At 56.6% G+C, this 15,617-nt stretch carries 16 protein-coding genes and 1 tRNA gene; 10 read left to right on the forward strand and 7 right to left on the reverse strand.

What is annotated here, in order from left to right:
* Positions 1-119 precede the first annotated feature (119 nt).
* From ACQZ51_RS08720 to ACQZ51_RS08740, 5 genes are all read left to right on the forward strand, one after another.
* Positions 120-950 carry a PhzF family phenazine biosynthesis protein gene (locus ACQZ51_RS08720; RefSeq protein ID WP_448776454.1) on the forward strand — a complete coding sequence of 277 codons (831 nt, stop codon included), beginning with the start codon at positions 120-122 and terminating at the stop codon, positions 948-950.
* 125 nt (positions 951-1,075) lie between these two features.
* A complete protein-coding gene (locus tag ACQZ51_RS08725; RefSeq protein WP_448776455.1) occupies positions 1,076-2,059 on the forward strand; it encodes an ABC transporter substrate-binding protein in 984 nt (327 codons plus the stop codon).
* Positions 2,060-2,127: 68 nt separating this feature from the next.
* A complete protein-coding gene (locus tag ACQZ51_RS08730; RefSeq protein ID WP_448776457.1) occupies positions 2,128-3,816 on the forward strand; it encodes an ABC transporter permease in 1,689 nt (562 codons plus the stop codon).
* On the forward strand, positions 3,804-4,832 hold the full coding sequence (locus ACQZ51_RS08735; protein WP_448776458.1) for an ABC transporter ATP-binding protein: 1,029 nt from the start codon (positions 3,804-3,806) through the stop codon (positions 4,830-4,832). Before ACQZ51_RS08730 ends, ACQZ51_RS08735 begins: the two co-directional genes overlap by 13 nt.
* 60 nt (positions 4,833-4,892) lie before the next feature.
* On the forward strand, positions 4,893-6,002 hold the full coding sequence (locus ACQZ51_RS08740; protein ID WP_448776459.1) for an endonuclease/exonuclease/phosphatase family protein: 1,110 nt from the start codon (positions 4,893-4,895) through the stop codon (positions 6,000-6,002).
* A gap of 139 nt (positions 6,003-6,141) precedes the next feature.
* On the opposite strand, the gene ACQZ51_RS08745 is transcribed toward ACQZ51_RS08740, so the two are convergent.
* From ACQZ51_RS08745 to ACQZ51_RS08755, 3 genes are all read right to left on the reverse strand, one after another.
* A complete protein-coding gene (locus ACQZ51_RS08745) occupies positions 6,142-6,411 on the reverse strand; it encodes a hypothetical protein (RefSeq protein ID WP_448776461.1) in 270 nt (89 codons plus the stop codon).
* A gap of 170 nt (positions 6,412-6,581) precedes the next feature.
* Positions 6,582-6,657, reverse strand: a tRNA-Thr gene (locus ACQZ51_RS08750).
* Between the two features lie 101 nt (positions 6,658-6,758).
* Complete coding sequence (locus ACQZ51_RS08755; RefSeq protein ID WP_042616031.1) at positions 6,759-7,112, reverse strand: nuclear transport factor 2 family protein; 354 nt, start codon at positions 7,110-7,112, stop codon at positions 6,759-6,761.
* A gap of 359 nt (positions 7,113-7,471) precedes the next feature.
* Between ACQZ51_RS08755 and ACQZ51_RS08760 the strand changes: the two genes are divergently transcribed.
* A complete protein-coding gene (locus tag ACQZ51_RS08760; RefSeq protein ID WP_192064463.1) occupies positions 7,472-8,074 on the forward strand; it encodes a DnaJ domain-containing protein in 603 nt (200 codons plus the stop codon).
* Between the two features lie 10 nt (positions 8,075-8,084).
* On the opposite strand, the gene ACQZ51_RS08765 is transcribed toward ACQZ51_RS08760, so the two are convergent.
* From ACQZ51_RS08765 to hemB, 4 genes are all read right to left on the reverse strand, one after another.
* The gene (locus ACQZ51_RS08765) at positions 8,085-8,669 is read right to left on the reverse strand and encodes a DUF922 domain-containing Zn-dependent protease (protein WP_448776644.1); all 585 of its coding nucleotides are present in this window, start codon (positions 8,667-8,669) and stop codon (positions 8,085-8,087) included.
* Between the two features lie 42 nt (positions 8,670-8,711).
* Positions 8,712-9,482 (reverse strand): arginyltransferase, encoded by a 771-nt coding sequence (locus tag ACQZ51_RS08770; RefSeq protein WP_448776463.1) that lies wholly within the window; start codon positions 9,480-9,482, stop codon positions 8,712-8,714.
* A gap of 127 nt (positions 9,483-9,609) precedes the next feature.
* On the reverse strand, positions 9,610-10,068 hold the full coding sequence (locus ACQZ51_RS08775; RefSeq protein ID WP_448776465.1) for an RDD family protein: 459 nt from the start codon (positions 10,066-10,068) through the stop codon (positions 9,610-9,612).
* A gap of 74 nt (positions 10,069-10,142) precedes the next feature.
* Positions 10,143-11,156, reverse strand: a complete 1,014-nt coding sequence (hemB, locus tag ACQZ51_RS08780; protein WP_448776467.1) for a porphobilinogen synthase — start codon at positions 11,154-11,156, stop codon at positions 10,143-10,145.
* A 147-nt stretch (positions 11,157-11,303) separates the two neighbouring features.
* On the opposite strand from hemB, the gene ACQZ51_RS08785 reads away from it, so the two are divergent.
* The 4 genes from ACQZ51_RS08785 to glyA all read left to right on the forward strand — a co-directional run bounded on the left by ACQZ51_RS08785 (position 11,304) and on the right by glyA (position 15,611).
* A complete protein-coding gene (locus ACQZ51_RS08785) occupies positions 11,304-11,741 on the forward strand; it encodes a DUF6163 family protein (protein WP_042616110.1) in 438 nt (145 codons plus the stop codon).
* Positions 11,742-11,973: 232 nt separating this feature from the next.
* A complete protein-coding gene (gene ldtR / locus ACQZ51_RS08790) occupies positions 11,974-12,483 on the forward strand; it encodes a transcriptional regulator LdtR (RefSeq protein WP_192064461.1) in 510 nt (169 codons plus the stop codon).
* Positions 12,484-12,796: 313 nt separating this feature from the next.
* Entirely contained in the window at positions 12,797-14,128 is a 1,332-nt protein-coding gene (locus ACQZ51_RS08795) for a L,D-transpeptidase family protein (protein ID WP_448776469.1), read from the forward strand.
* Between the two features lie 193 nt (positions 14,129-14,321).
* The gene (gene glyA, locus ACQZ51_RS08800; RefSeq protein ID WP_448776471.1) at positions 14,322-15,611 is read left to right on the forward strand and encodes a serine hydroxymethyltransferase; all 1,290 of its coding nucleotides are present in this window, start codon (positions 14,322-14,324) and stop codon (positions 15,609-15,611) included.
* Positions 15,612-15,617: the final 6 nt, after the last annotated feature.

Below are 15,617 nucleotides of genomic sequence, written 5' to 3' on the forward strand. Positions count from 1 at the left end.
TCCTCGGGCTTGTCCCGAGGATCTAACGCATCCCAACATCAAACGTGATCAGACCCTCGGGACAAGCCCGAGGGTGACGACTAATTTTGTTCTGCGCCATCCCAACGAGAGGATTATCCATGTCCAGCCAGCACGCATTTCAGCAGGTAGACGTCTTTTCCGAGCAGCCGATGAAGGGCAACCCGCTTGCCGTAGTATGTGATGCGGATGAGCTGACGGATGAGCAGATGGCGGCCTTTGCCAACTGGACCAACCTCAGCGAAACGACATTCATTCTGAAACCGACCGCGCCCGGCGCGGATTATCGCGTGCGCATCTTCACGCCGAACAAGGAACTGCCTTTTGCCGGCCACCCGACGCTTGGTACTTGCCATGTCTGGCTGCGCCACAACCACAAAGCCGGTGTCCAAGAGGTGGTGCAGCAATGCGAGGCAGGTCTCGTTCGTATCAGGGTTGATAATGGCAAGCTATCATTCGCCGCGCCGCCCTTGCGCAAATCCGGCCCTGTGGATGCCGAAACGCTGGAGAAGGTGAGGGCGGCACTTGCATTGTCGCCCGAGACCATCGTCGGCGCGAACTGGACAGATAATGGCCCCGGCTGGCTTTCGCTTCTGCTGCGCAATCGTCAGGATGTGCTTGATATCAAACCTGACTATAGCGCTCTTTATGCGGGGTTCCACGTTGGTGTTGTCGCGCCATGCGGCGGTGAAATCGACGCCGACTTTGAAGTGCGTGCCTTTACCGATGGCTATGAAGACCCTGTTACGGGCAGCCTGAATGCGGGCATTGCGCAATGGCTTATCGGCAGCGGCATCGCAGCCGACAGCTATGTCGCAAGCCAAGGCACGGCGCTTGGCCGGGCAGGGCGCGTGAGTGTCGATAAGATTGGCGATGATATCTGGATCGGTGGTGCCGTGACGACATTGATCGAGGGCACTGTCACGTTGTGACGGTGAAGTGCCTGGGCTATTTCCTGAAATTGCGACCTGTCGGCGTCGCCGCTAAAACTTGTCTGTCACATACGTGTTATGGATATGTGTTTTAGCGGTGCCAGCTATCAACAGGAACCGCATTCATGAAAACGCTCCTCTCCACTTTCACCGCCATCGTTTCGCTGGGTATTCTGGTGGGCAGCGCGCAGGCTGCTGATCTGGTGCTTTATACCAGCCAGCCGAATGAAGATGCGCAGGCCACGGTCGATGGTTTCAAGGCCGCCAATCCCGGCATCGATATCGAATGGGTCCGCGATGGAACGCCGAAGATCATGGCTAAGTTGATGGCCGAGATCGAGGCGGGCAATGCAGCGGCAGACGTTCTGTTGATTGCCGATACGGTGACGCTTGAACGCATGAAGCAGAACAAGCAGCTGCTGGCATACAAATCCCCGGAAGCGGCCCATTACGATGCGGCGCTTTATGATGCAGACGGTTATTATTACTCCACAAAGCTGATCACCACCGGCATCATGTACAACACGCAGGCCGCTATGAAGCCGACCAACTGGAAAGATCTGGAAAAGCCGGAAGCCAAGGGACTGGTGACCATGCCAAGCCCGCTGACCTCAGGTGCGGCCCTCATTCACGCGCAAACGCTTGCCGGTGTCAGCACGCTGGGCTGGGATTATTACAAGGCGCTGAAGGCCAACGGCGCAATTGCCGCTGGCGGTAATGGCGCGGTGTTGAAGTCCGTTGCTTCTGGCGAAAAGGCCTATGGCGTGGTTGTCGATTACATGCCGATCCGCGAAAAGGCCAAGGGCGCTCCGGTGGAATTCGTGTTCCCGGAAGAAGGCGTTTCGGCTGTGACCGAGCCTGTCGGCATTCTGGCGCACACCAAGCATGCTGATGCGGCCAAGATGTTCGTGGATTACGTTCTCTCCGCCAAGGGCCAGGAAGGATTCGTCAAGCTGGGCTACATTCCAGCCCGCAACGATGTTGCCCTGCCAGAAGGCTTCCCAGCGCGCGACAAGATCAAGGTTTTGCCAATCAATGCGCCTGAAGCGTTGAAGAATTCCGAAAAGGACCTCAAAGCCTTCTCTGACATCTTCGATTCCAAGGGCTGATAGGATTGCATCGGCGTCATTTATCCTCGGGCAAGCCCCGGGGATAACGTCGAGATGGAGTGCGACGCTTGTCATCAATCTCACAGAACAGCCAGCCGCGCTGGCTGTTTCCCTTTGTCATCACAGTGGTCTTCCTCCTCAGCGCGCTGCCGCTGGGGCGGCTTGCCTATACGGGCATTCTGTCATCCCTGAAGGGTGATATGTGGCCGCTGCTGAGCGACCCGGCGCTGTGGCAGGCAGCGTTGAACACGCTGTCCACATCGTTCTTCGGCATGGTCATTTCGCTTGTCATTGGCGGTGCCTTCGCGCTGGCGCTGACCTTATGTGATATCCGAGGCAAATCGGCCCTCAGTTTCCTGTTCATGCTGCCGATGATGATACCGCCGCAGGTGACGGCGCTGGCATGGATTGGCATGACAGGACCTTCCAGCACATTGTTGAAAGCCATCGGCCTTGCTCCGCCTTTGGGCTCGCCTCAGCCCCTATATTCCATGGGTGGCATTGCTCTGCTGCTGGGTGTGCAGCACGCGCCGCTGGTTTATCTTTCGCTGCGCTCTGGCCTGCTGGCGCTGCCGCAGGATGGCATAGAGGCGGCCAAGCTTTCTGGCGCGACTTCCTGGCAAGTGCTGAAAGACATCATCCTGCCGCTTGCCATGCCGGGGCTGATAGCGGGAGCCGCGATCTCCTTCGTATCGGGTGTCGGCAATTTCGGTATTCCGGCCATTCTCGGCATTCCCGCTTCGATCTATACGCTGCCGACACTGATCTACAGCCGCTTTTCCAGCTTCGGCACCAGCACCTTTGGCGATATCGCGATGCTGTCCGGCATGATTGCCATCATCTCCGTCATTGGGCTTGCTATTCAGGAACGGGCTATGAAGGGCCGCGATTACCGCATTATCGGGCTTTCCGGCAAGGCTGCCACCTTCCGGCTCGGCGGCTTTCGCTTGGGTGCCGAATTTGCGCTTTGGCTCGGCATCTTCTTCATGCTAGTTGCGCCGCTGACGGCGCTGATCGTCAGTTCGCTTGCGCCTGCCTATGGCGTGCCGCTGACCTTCAAAACTGCAACGCTCCATGCCTATGAAGAAATTCTGTTGCGCCAGGCGGTAACGCGCACGGCCTTTGCCAACTCGCTGTTTCTGGCCACTGCCACATCCCTATGTCTCCTTGCGGTGACGGTGCTGACTGCCTATTTTCTGGTGCGGGGCAAAAGCCGCTTCATGTTCCTGCTTTCGGCGCTGGTCGATATTCCCTATGCGCTGCCGGGCGTCGTTATTTCCGTTTCCTATGTGCTGCTGTTCGCCGCTCCCATTCCTCTGCTTGGCGTCACGCTGTACGGCACGTTGTGGATCATTCTGCTGGCCTATTTCTCCTCTTTCTTCGCTGTAAGCCTGAAGCCGATGGTATCAGCCTTCACGCAGTTCGATCCGGCGCTGGAAGAGGCGGCAAGACTGGCCGGTGCGGGTTTCTGGCGGCGCATGTTCGATATCATTCTGCCGCTGGTCGGGCCTGCCGCCGGTGCATCGGTCATTCTCGTCTTTCTCATCGCCTGCAACGAACTCACCGTTTCTGCGCTGCTGTGGTCTGCAGGTACTCAGACGCTGGGCGTTGTCATCTACAATCTCGATGACAGCGGCAGTTTCGATCTGGCCTCGGCGCTGTCAGTGCTGGTGGTGGCGATGGTTATTGTTCTCATGCTGCTTCTGGAAATCCTCGGGCGAAAACTGCCGAAGGGAGTTGTGCCTTGGCGAAACTGATACTCAACCGTCTTTCCAAGACTTTCGGGGCAGGCAAACCTGCGGTCAACGATGTCTCGATCACCGTGCGCGATGGCGGGTTTCTGGCGCTGCTCGGCCCTTCCGGTTGTGGCAAGACCACGGTTTTGCGCATGATTGCGGGCTTCGAACAACCGACTGATGGTGCCATATTGCTGGGTGATCGGGTCTTGGCAGATGCTGGCAGCATGGTGCCGCCAGAGCGGCGCAACATGGCCATGGTGTTTCAGTCCTACGCGCTCTGGCCGCATATGACGGTGGCCGAAAACGCTGGCTATCCTCTCAAGGTCCGGGGCATTTCCGGCGAACGCTATCGGCAAAAGGTGGCACATGCGTTGACCACTGTTCGGCTGGAGGCCTATGCGGACCGACGTCCATCCGAACTATCAGGCGGGCAACGGCAGCGCGTGGCGCTGGCCCGCTGCCTTGTGACGGAGCCGGATGTGGTGCTGCTGGATGAGCCTCTCGCCAATCTGGACCGGCATCTGCGGCAGGAAATGGAAGAAACATTCCGCGAGTTTCATGCCACCTCAGGCGCGACGATGGTCTATGTGACGCATGATCAGGCCGAAGCCATGGCCCTGGCGACTGATGTCGTTGTCATGTCCGAGGGCAAGCTTTTGCAAATGGCCGCGCCCGCAGAGCTCTACGCCCGGCCTGAAGGCAGGCTGGTGGGTGGGCTAGTGGGGCAGGGCGCGATCCTCTCGGTTTCCAACGTGGAAAGCGCGAACCGCACCCTCGACTGGGCTGCGTTGCGACCTCTTCTGACGGATAACTTAGCGCAATCACCGGCCAGTGACATTCTGGTTCGCCCGCAGGATGTCTTGCAGGATGGGGAGGGCATTGCGTGCAGGGTAACGAATGTTCTTTATGAGGGCGAACGTTACGCCCTGCGGCTGACTTTGCCAGACGGGCAGGTGCTGCGCGCCTATTCCCGTGAACCCGCCACCGTCGGCTCTCTTTATCCGGTCATTATCCGCTCTGCCTGGCGGCTGTGAAGCCTGCATTGGCAAGTCTGAGCTATTGTGGATATGGTGGGGGCCAACAGGGAATGACGTATGTCGCTGCGGCTTGCCACCTTCAACATCGAAAATCTCCTCACCCGTTTTGATTATAGCGGCTTTCGCAACCAGACGCGGCGCGACCGCGCCATGCAGCTTTTCGATGTGCGCGATGAGGCGGCCTATCAGGCGCTGGAAAGCGCACGCATGCTGGCTTCGACCGATGATACACGCCAGCTCTCGGCGCTGGCGATCGCAGATGCGGATGCCGATATTCTCTGCCTGCAGGAAGTGGACAACATGGCCGCCCTTCAGGCCTTCGAATATGGCTATCTCTACCGCATGGTGGGAAATGGGTACCGCCAGAAATACCTTGTTGAAGGCAATGACAGTCGCGGCATCGATGTGGCCGTCATCATGCGCGAGGAAACGTTGGATGGTGAAAAGATCGAACTTGTCGAGATCAAGAGCCACGCCGCGCTGACCTACCGCGAGCTTGACCTGTTTAACGAATCTCTGTCGCTAACCAACCGTATCGATGACAAGATCTTCAAGCGGGATTGCCTGGAACTTGATTTACGGATCGGCGGCAAGCCGTTCAGCCTTTATGTCTGCCACCTGAAATCCATGAGCAACGCCCGAGAAGCTGGCGATGGCCGGCTCGGCACGATGCCTGTGCGCGAAGCCGAAACACGCGCCATCCGCCACATCGTGGAAAACCGCTTCAAGGATCTGCCGCAGGACGCCAGAAACTTCGCCATATGTGGTGACATGAACGACTATCAGGAGCGCGTCATCATCTCTGGAAACCGCCGCACGGGCTATACCTTCGCGCCTGTAAGTGAGGAGCGCAGCGCGCTCGACATTTTTACCAACGATGATTTTGCGGTGAACCCTGTCACGCGGCGCGATGCGATGGACCGCTGGACGCTGTACCACTCCCGTGGTCCGCAGGAGCAGCATCTCTGCCAACTCGACTATATCTGGCTATCGCCGCATCTTGCCAAACTCAACGCCGCAAGCGTCCCGGAGATCGTGCGCGCCGGTCAACCCTACCGAACCGTCTTCCCGCCGGGCCAGGACATTGAGCGCTACCCACGCACAGGCTGGGACAGACCAAAGGCCTCAGACCATTGTCCGGTGGTGATGACGCTGGATTTGAGTTGAAAACTGCGATGGGCGAACAAGCGAGCGCTGGCTGCCCGCAGCTGCAAGTGTATCAAACAGAAAAAAAGCGCTGTTTAAAAGTAACGCCTGCTCGGTTAGGCCGAGTGTCGCTATATCGGCACAAACGGAGGCAAATTCATTATTCGGCAGTTCTCCGGCTAGCCATGATCGACTGAAACATATCAGCTTGGCGCTCGGAAGCGGCGCGGATGGCTTTGAGTTGGGAAAGCATATTGCCAAAAGCGGCAATGATCACGAAGCCGATGACTGCCGGCAAAGCCCATGTCATTGCCCCCAACAAGGCAAGCATTGCATAATCGCCTCGTCCCGCTTTCGCCATGACTGCAAGCAAGACCAGGGTAACAATCCCTATCCCAACCCAGCCGACCACTTGAAGAAACTTATCCATTTGCAACCTCCATGCTCAAGGCAGCAACCTGCCAGAGCGTGATGGATGTTGCAAACAATGTTGCGTCGGATTGCCGATAGTCAGTGAAGACACCTAAAACCGGCCATTGCGGTTTGAAACACAGAGAGAAATGGTTTTGAGGAGGTGAGCACTTAATTGCTTGAAAATACTGGTGCCCCCGACAAGGTTCGAACTCGTGACCCCCTGATTACAAATCAGGTGCTCTACCAACTGAGCTACAAGGGCATTCCAGTGCGGGTGGAATTATCAGATTCTCTGGTCGTGTAAAGTGGAAAAATGAATTTGATGCGGAAAAAGTTGTTGGAGGGTGATTTCGGGGCGTCTGGTTAGCCCTGGAGGTAATAGAGGCGGTGGATGATGGTCCAGTTTTTGTCGCGCTGGAGCAGGGACAGGTATTCGCCGAATTCTACGCCTGCGAGGCGGGTGGTGAGTTTGACGGAGGCGGTGTCACCGGTCTGGTCTATGCCGTGGATCTGGAAGTTCGGTGCGTTCTCTGTCGCGCTCGCGTCAGCCGGGTGGATCTGGTGGATGAAGTCTTCAAGCGAAAGCCAATCCGTGGCGCCTTCGTAATTTCCGACGATGGAGGCGCGTGGGTCAAAGACTTCGCGCAGGAGGCTTGCATTGGCATCAGTCACTGCTTGCACATAGTCCGTGATTGTCTGAGTGATTGTTTCCGACATGGTGGTGCCTTTCGCCAGAGTTAAGAATGAGACTACAGCACGTTTTTCGAATACGCCAGAATCCTTTAAAACCAGTGGTTAACGCTCCGATTTAGCCGTGTTTTGCCTGTGCCGGGACGGTCCACGCCGACAGGCAATCCACATGTTTGTCGGCTGCGTTTTTTCCATTGCCATGCAGTGAACAAAATTGAGGGCGATGGCAGCATTGCTGCGGGTGCGCGGACCGCTAAGTCGTTTTGCGTTCAAAACCGCAACAAAGGGGTGCCTTGGGCAGAGAAAATTTCGTATGATCTGTTTACGATCTCACCCGTTCGTTGCGGGTCAGGCCGATTTTTGTGAATGCGGGTACAGGTGTTTCGGTGATCGATCCTTATGTTTTGCTGGGTGTTGAGCGCAATGCGGATGATGCGGCGATCAAAGCTGCCTATCGCAAAGTGGCCAAAAGCGCCCATCCCGACAGCGGTGGCGACGCCGAACAGTTTGCCAAGCTGCAACTGGCCTATGACCTTTTGAAGGATCCCGTGCGACGCCGGGTCTTCGATGATACCGGCTATGATCCGCAACTGGCTGATGCCAAGGATCTGAAGGGTCTTCTGATGCTGGAAACGCTGGTCAATGAATTCATTCTGGATGAGCGCGAACCCGGCAGCTTCGACCCAGTGGCCGCCATGCGCCGCAAGCTGACGGACGATATTCTCAAAAGCCGGTTTCACATTCTGGAACTGGAGCGCCACCGCGCCCGGGTGCGCAAACATATGGACCGTCTCGGTCGCAAGCCGGAGACGGATGTTCTGGGCTCCATGCTGCGAGCTCGTAGCCAGTCCATTGCCGACGCCATCAAGAATGCCGAGACCCAGATCGAGGTTATCGAGCAGGCCTACACGATGCTCGAAGGCTATTCCTACGAGCTTGAGATGGTGATTCTGTCAGAGCCGGTGCTGAAAGGCGAGGCGGCGGAATAATCGGCCCCGTTCAGGGACCGTTGACCAGCGTCAGAATAAGCTGATGCACCGCGCCGCCATTTGAAAGCTCGTCACGGTCGAAATCTCGGCCACGCTGGCGTTGCTCGTTGGACAGTTCACCGAGACGCTTCTGCAGCACCTCGCGCACCTTCTGGCATTTGGGATCATTTTCGGCGCGAAGGCCCACGCTGAAGGCCTCGATTTTTTTGACCATATCCAGAATATGCGTGCCATGCACACGCTCATGCTTCTCCACGCCGGATATGAAGCGCTGCCAGCTTGCGGCAACGGGTGAGGGCAGGTTCGCAGGTGCCTTGGGCCATGTGTAGATGATGGTGAGATTGGGCCGCGCCGTTGCCAGCACGCAGGCACCATCCGGCTGAGGGCGGTAGTCTCTTTTCCATGTTAGCTTGAAGGTGGTGTGGGCCACCGCCTGAACGCCTATCTGCGGGCCGCGCTCACCAATGGACTGGTAGAGTTCAAAGCCGGTCTGGCCGGTGATGGGATATGTCTTGATCTGCTCGCTTGGGCTCCAGCCTGTCTGGGCATTCGCTCCTGAAGCCACAAGGGCGATCAGCGCGCCGGCGGCAAGAATTGTCTTAAATCGTATCGGCACGCTATTTCCTGCTTGTGGTCATCATGTCGTGCCCGAACTGTCGTCCGGCACATAAAGCTCCCAGCCACGCGGGGTCAGATGTTCTTGCGGGTGGTAGCGGATCTTGTAGCCCATTTTTTCAGAGCCGTTCACCCAATAGCCGAGATAGACATGGGGCAGGCCCAGCTTTTGCGTGCGGGTTACATGATCAAGAATGAGAAACGTGCCAAGGGAGCGCTTCTCATAATCCGGGTTGAAGAATGAATAGACCATGGAAAGGCCGTCGCTCATCGTGTCGGTCAGCGCGACAGCGACCAGCTCACCGCGTTTGCTGTCATCGATACCCGCGCCCGGTTCGCGCTTGCGGTATTCGATAACGCGGGTGTTAACGTGCGAGTCTTCCACCATGACAGCGTAATCAAGAGCCGACATATCGGACATGCCGCCAGACTGATGGCGATGGTCAATATATTGACGGAAAAGGGAAAATTGCTCGGTTGAAGGTTCAGCTTGGTGGACGGTCGAGACAAGATCGCTGTTCTGGCTCAAAACCCGGCGCATGGACTTTGTGGGTGCAAATCCATCCACCAGAATGCGCACTGAAACGCAAGCCCGGCAGGTTTCGCACGCCGGGCGGTAAGCAATGTTTTGCGATCGGCGAAAGCCGCCCTGCGTCAGCAGATCATTCATTTCCGGCGCGCGAGGGCCGACCAGATGCGTGAAGACCTTGCGCTCCAACTGGCCGGGCAGATAGGGACAGGTAGCCGGAGCTGTGAGATAGAATTGTGGTGAAGGCGTCGCCTGCGTGTTCATCGAACCCTGATCGCTCCCTTCGCCAGCCAAGCCTCTTGCATTAGAATGGCAAAAAGCTCCGAAACGTCAACTGGCAGATGTGGGTTGCACATCATTTTGACACAACCCACGCGGCTTTCCCCTGAGTTCAGGTTGTTCTAACGATAACCGTACCCAGCAGAAAGTCATGAAGCAGACGCGAGCGTTCGGTAAACAGCCCTGCCAGCAGAATGAGGGGCGTCAGAACCGAGTTGAGAATCCAGAACAGAGCAATGTGTACGCTCGACAAAAGAAAATCGATTCGTCTGCCATCGACCCGTGCCATGGCAATGCCCGCAGCCCGCATGCCCGGAGTTGCCTGTGCGGAACTGCCGAGCGTCATGCCGAAATACAGGATTGCGACGATGAAGAACATGGCAGGGAACAGCACGAAGCCGAGGCCAAGTGTGAGAACGCCCAGAAAGAAGATGATGATCGCTGCCGGGATGCAGAGCAGCAGCACGATCATATAGTCAATGATGAAGGCGAAGACGCGACGGCTCAGCACGCCGCTATAGGTGCGCCAGTCATCGGTGGGAACGTATGTTGTGTTCGGGTCGAGGCTCATCGACGGTGTCTCCTGTTCGGAAAATTATATGGTGTTGAAACCGCATAATGCAATGATGAGCCAATCGACCCTTGTCATCCCCTTGCGAGTTTTTTGGCGGCCTCGATCGCGAAATAGGTCAGAATGCCGTCGCAGCCAGCCCGTTTGAAGCACAGCAGCGTTTCCATCATCACGCGGTCCCCGTCGATCCAGCCATTCATGGCGGCGGCTTTGATCTGGGTATATTCGCCTGAGACCTGATAGGCGAAGGTCGGCAGGCCGAAGGCTTCTTTCAGGCGCCAGCAGATATCGAGATAGGGCAGGCCGGGCTTGACCATCAGCATATCGGCCCCTTCCTCGACGTCGAGCGCGGCATCGCGCAGCGCTTCGGTGCCATTGGCGGGGCTGATATAATAGCTGTTCTTGTCGCCCTTCAGCAGGCCGCTGGTAGAAATCGCATCCCGGTAAGGGCCGTAATAGCCTGATGAGAATTTCGTGGCGTAGGACATGATGCCCACATTCTGGTGGCCGCTCGCATCCAGCCCACGGCGGATGGCGCCGATGCGACCATCCATCATTTCGGATGGAGAGATGATGTCGGAACCCGCATCCGCCTGCATGATTGCGGCTTTGACGACCTGATCCACGGTCTCGTCGTTGATGATCTCACCCTCGCGCAGGATGCCGTCATGGCCGTGGCTTGTGAAAGGATCGAGCGCCACATCGGTGATGATGCCGATATTGGGGACCGCTTTCTTGATGGCCTGTGTGGCTTGATTGATGAGGTTGTTGGCTTCCAGAACCTGAGAGCCAGTTTCATCGCGCAAGCCCATCTCGATATTGGGGAAGGTGGTGATGGCGGGAATGCCGAGATCCGCAGCTTCCTTGATTGCTTCCACCGCTCTGTCCACACTCATGCGATTGACGCCCGGCATGGACGGGATCGGCTCCAGAATATTGGTGCCCGGCACGATGAACACAGGCCAGATGAAATCATCCACCGTCAACATGTTTTCGCGCACCAGTCGGCGGGTCCAGTCTGCCTTGCGGTTTCTGCGCATGCGGCGGTGGCCGGTAATGTGGTCCACGAGATGGGTCTTGTCGGTCATATATATCTGCCTTTCCAAATATACCCTGCACATAACACAGGGAAAACGACATGCGAATGCGGCAGATCGTTACGGGGTTTTGACAGGCGCATTTCCTCATATCAATATCTGCTGGTCGCGCCCGCCACAGGCCACTATCCTGACATCATGGAACCTGATTCTCTACCGCATCCCAAGATGTCGCTTGCCGAAATTCTCTACATCACCTTTCTGAGGCTGGTGGCGCTTTCGTGTTTCTGGTTCGGCCTGCAATATTGGGCCATGCTGACGGGCTACTCCCTAAGCGGGCTTGCGCGCTTCGATATGCTCAACATGCCATGGCGTGTTGCCGGCACCAGCCTTGCCGTCGTGTTTCCTGTCGCAGCGCTCGGGCTTTGGCTTGGCGCATCCTGGGGGGCGGTCATGTGGGTCATCGGGGCGGGTACCCAGATTGCCATGTACAAGGTCTGGCCGGATATTTACGGAAACAACACTATAGTGCCTGTCATGCACGGCATCGTGTCAACGGTTTATATACTATTCCAGGTCGCTTTTTGGCTGGATGCGCGCCAAAATGACGAACGCTCAAGAATTGATTTACCATAAAATTAAAGCAATTCAGCCCTGATTTTGAGCAGAAATTATGCCTAAGTCATTGAAAAATATAGAGGCGATTGTGTCTTATTTGGACAGGTGCCGGGTCGCACCAAATGCCGATCATGCAAGTAACGTTTCGTTAATCCTGCATTTTAAGTAGAATTTTATGCGCATTGCTTAGATTTCCTCTCAAGGCGGGAAACAAACAAACACCGCCAAACAAAACAGTGAGGCAGTCATGATCAATAGCAAAGCAAAGCCACAGGCCGCAGTTTCCGACACTCAGGACGAAACCATCCGCTCTCTTTACATGGAATCGCTCCACCTGGTTGAGCGCCTCCACCGCCGCCTGCTCGATGTCATCAAGGACGAGTTCGACCGTCAGGGTCGCGATGATGTCAACGCAGTTCAGGCGCTCCTGCTTTTCAACATCGGCACATCCGAACTGACCGCCGGCGAGCTTCGTTCGCGTGGCTACTACCTCGGCTCCAACGTATCCTATAACGTCAAGAAGCTGGTAGACCTCGGCTTCATCAATCACCAGCGCTCCCGCATCGACCGCCGCTCGGTTCGCATCAGCCTGACCGAGAAGGGCCAGGCCATCGCAGAAACCGTTGCAGGCCTCTACGAGCGCCACATCGGCTCCATCGAAAAAGTCGGCGGCATCGGCACCGGCGAGTTCGCAGAAATGAACAAGATGCTTCAGCGTCTGGACCGTTTCTGGAACGACTCGATTGCTTACCGCCTGTAATCGCTGGCCATAAAACAGCCTTCAAGCAAAGCCGGACGCGTCTCGCGTCCGGCTTGTTGCATTATTACGTGTCCTCGTTGCAAAATCACAGGCCGACACAGCTTCGTGAGTGCGCTTCAGGTGACACGAATTGGCCATATTGGTATGGGACCGCCACAGGCTAGGAGCCGGCGGTATCTCCCGTGTTCGCGTCATGCGTCATCCAAAAGTTTCGCATCGAGTTCATCCTGCCGGCAGGCACGCTATACGTGTTTGTTAACGATGTTGTTTTAGGCGTTGTAAAAGATGCCTGATGAAGTGGCTGGTAGGTGAAATGACAAAGAAAATCGTCTCTGAAGTATTATCCCGGCGCGCCATGCTGCGCTCTGCCGTTTCTCTCGGTGCTGTGGCTCTTGCCGCGCCCGCATTCGCGCAGGATGCGTTCAACGATCTCATCGGATCGTCGCGTCGTGGTAACTGGGACGACCAGTTTGATGCAAACTCATCGCGCTCCACCGCCGGGGTTGCATCCAACACGCCAGTTCTCAGCCCTGAATCACCAGCCTATGTGCAGCAGGCCATGCTGCAGTATCAGCAGATCGTTTCGAATGGCGGTTGGCCAGACGTTCCTGCAAGCCAGCAGAAGCTTCAGATCGGCGTCAGCGATCCATCCGTTCAGGCACTGCGCCAGCGTCTGATGATCTCCGGCGACCTGCCGCGTGAAGCCGGTATGTCCAGCTCGTTCGATTCCTATGTGGATGGTGCGTTGAAGCGCTTCCAGGCGCGTCACGGCCTTCCGGCCGATGGCGTGATCGGTGAGTACACGCTGAAGGCGCTGAATGTTTCGGCTCAGATCCGCCTCGCGCAGCTTCAGACCAACCTTGTTCGCATCAACACGATGTCGGGCGATCTTGGCCCGCGCCATATCATGGTCAACATTCCAGCCGCTTCCATCGAAGCCGTTGAGAACAACCGCGTCGTGTTGCGCAATACCGCCGTTGTTGGTCGCGATACGCGTCCCACGCACATCATCAATTCCAAGGTTTATGAGATCATTCTCAACCCTTACTGGACTGCGCCGCGTTCGATTATCGAAAAGGACATCGTGCCGCTGATGCGGAAGGACCCGACCTATCTTGAGCGGAACAACATCCGCCTTCTGGATGGCAAGGGGCAGGAAGTGTCTCCAACGACAATTGACTGGAATGCGCCGAAGGCTCCGAACCTGATGTTCCGTCAGGATCCGGGCAAGAACAACGCCATGTCTTCGACCAAGATCAACTTCCACAACCCGAACAACGAATACATGCACGACACGCCGCAGCAGGGCCTGTTCAACAAGCTGATGCGTTTTGAATCGTCTGGCTGTGTGCGCGTGCAGAATGTTCGCGACCTGACATCCTGGATGCTTCGCGACACTCCGGGCTGGTCGCGACAGGAAATCGAGCGGGTCATTGCCAGCCGCGTCAATACGCCGATCAAGCTGGCGCAGGAAATTCCCGTGTACTTCGTTTACATCACGGCGTGGTCGACCCGCGACGGCGTTGTGCAGTTCCGCGATGACATCTACAGCAAGGACGGCAATGCCGAACTGGCGCTGAACACAACCAACACCATGGAACAGCCATCGGGTTCGATCGATGACGATCTGATCCCTCGCAACTGATCCATCGTTCTGAAGATATCTGAAAGCCGCGTTTTCTTTGAACGCGGCTTTATCTTTTGGGGGCGGCGGCGTCAGAAAGATTGAATTATTCTGACAAAGTCGCAGTTTGACGGGCAAATCTCGCAGGCTGTCTTGCTCTTGAAAGGGCAGGGCGCTAAGACGCCATCGCATTACTGTTTCAGGAGCTTTCATCATGACGAATACAGATGCCTTCTTCTCCAGTCCGCTCGCCGACGTCGATCCAGATATTTTTGGCGCAATCGAGAAGGAGCTCGGTCGTCAGCGCCACGAGATCGAGCTGATCGCCTCGGAAAATATCGTTTCCCGCGCTGTGCTTGAAGCACAGGGCTCGATCATGACCAACAAGTACGCCGAGGGCTATCCTGGCAAGCGCTACTACGGTGGATGTCAGTTCGTTGACATTGCCGAGGAGCTGGCCATCGAGCGCGCCAAGAAGCTCTTTGGCGTCGACTTCGCCAACGTCCAGCCAAACTCCGGTTCGCAGATGAACCAGGCCGTGTTTCTCGCGCTGCTCCAGCCGGGCGATACCTTCATGGGTCTTGACCTGAACTCCGGTGGTCACCTGACGCATGGTTCGCCGGTCAACATGTCCGGCAAGTGGTTCAACGTGGTGTCCTACGGCGTTCGTGAAGGCGACAACCTTCTCGATATGGAAGACGTGGAGCGCAAGGCACGGGAAACCAAGCCGAAGCTTATCGTTGCTGGCGGCACGGCTTATTCCCGCTTCTGGGACTGGAAGCGCTTCCGTGAGATTGCCGATGAAGTTGGCGCCTACCTCATGGTGGACATGGCACATATTGCCGGTCTGGTCGCCGGTGGTCAGCACCCATCGCCGTTCCCGCACTGCCACGTTGCCACGACGACCACGCACAAGTCGCTTCGCGGCCCACGCGGCGGTATGATCCTGACCAATGACGAGGCTCTGGCGAAGAAATTCAACTCTGCCGTATTCCCAGGTCTTCAGGGCGGCCCGTTGATGCACGTCATCGCTGGCAAGGCTGTGGCCTTTGGTGAAGCGTTGAAGCCTGAATTCAAGGAATACGCTGCTCAGGTTGTGAAAAACGCCAAGGTTCTGGCGGAGACGCTGATCGAAGGCGGTCTGGATGTCGTCTCCGGCGGCACGGACAACCACCTGATGCTGGTCGATCTTCGCAAGAAGAACGCGACCGGCAAGCGTGCGGAAGCCGCTCTTGGTCGCGCTTACATTACCTGCAACAAGAACGGCATTCCGTTCGATCCTGAAAAGCCTTTCGTTACCTCCGGTATCCGTCTGGGTACGCCTGCTGGTACGACACGCGGCTTCAAGGAAGCAGAATTCCGTGAGATCGGCAATCTGATTGTCGAGACGCTGGATGGTCTCAAGGCTGCCAATTCCGATGAAGGCAATGCAGACGTTGAAGCTGCCGTTCGTGAAAAGGTCGTTGCGCTGACGGACCGTTTCCCGATGTATCCGTACCTGTAAGGAAAT

Source organism: Agrobacterium sp. CG674, assembly GCF_053521645.1.

Bases quoted from the DNA above. Each gene is read 5' to 3' on its own strand.
- ACQZ51_RS08720 (WP_448776454.1), top strand. From the start codon at position 120: ATGTCCAGCCAGCACGCATTTCAGCAGGTAGACGTCTTTTCCGAGCAG.
- ACQZ51_RS08725 (WP_448776455.1), top strand. From the start codon at position 1,076: ATGAAAACGCTCCTCTCCACTTTCACCGCCATCGTTTCGCTGGGTATT.
- ACQZ51_RS08740 (WP_448776459.1), top strand. From the start codon at position 4,893: ATGTCGCTGCGGCTTGCCACCTTCAACATCGAAAATCTCCTCACCCGT.
- ACQZ51_RS08745 (WP_448776461.1), bottom strand. From the start codon at position 6,411: ATGGATAAGTTTCTTCAAGTGGTCGGCTGGGTTGGGATAGGGATTGTT.
- ACQZ51_RS08755 (WP_042616031.1), bottom strand. From the start codon at position 7,112: ATGTCGGAAACAATCACTCAGACAATCACGGACTATGTGCAAGCAGTG.
- ACQZ51_RS08770 (WP_448776463.1), bottom strand. From the start codon at position 9,482: ATGAACACGCAGGCGACGCCTTCACCACAATTCTATCTCACAGCTCCG.
- ACQZ51_RS08775 (WP_448776465.1), bottom strand. From the start codon at position 10,068: ATGAGCCTCGACCCGAACACAACATACGTTCCCACCGATGACTGGCGC.
- hemB (WP_448776467.1), bottom strand. From the start codon at position 11,156: ATGACCGACAAGACCCATCTCGTGGACCACATTACCGGCCACCGCCGC.
- ACQZ51_RS08785 (WP_042616110.1), top strand. From the start codon at position 11,304: ATGGAACCTGATTCTCTACCGCATCCCAAGATGTCGCTTGCCGAAATT.
- ACQZ51_RS08795 (WP_448776469.1), top strand. From the start codon at position 12,797: ATGACAAAGAAAATCGTCTCTGAAGTATTATCCCGGCGCGCCATGCTG.
- glyA (WP_448776471.1), top strand. From the start codon at position 14,322: ATGACGAATACAGATGCCTTCTTCTCCAGTCCGCTCGCCGACGTCGAT.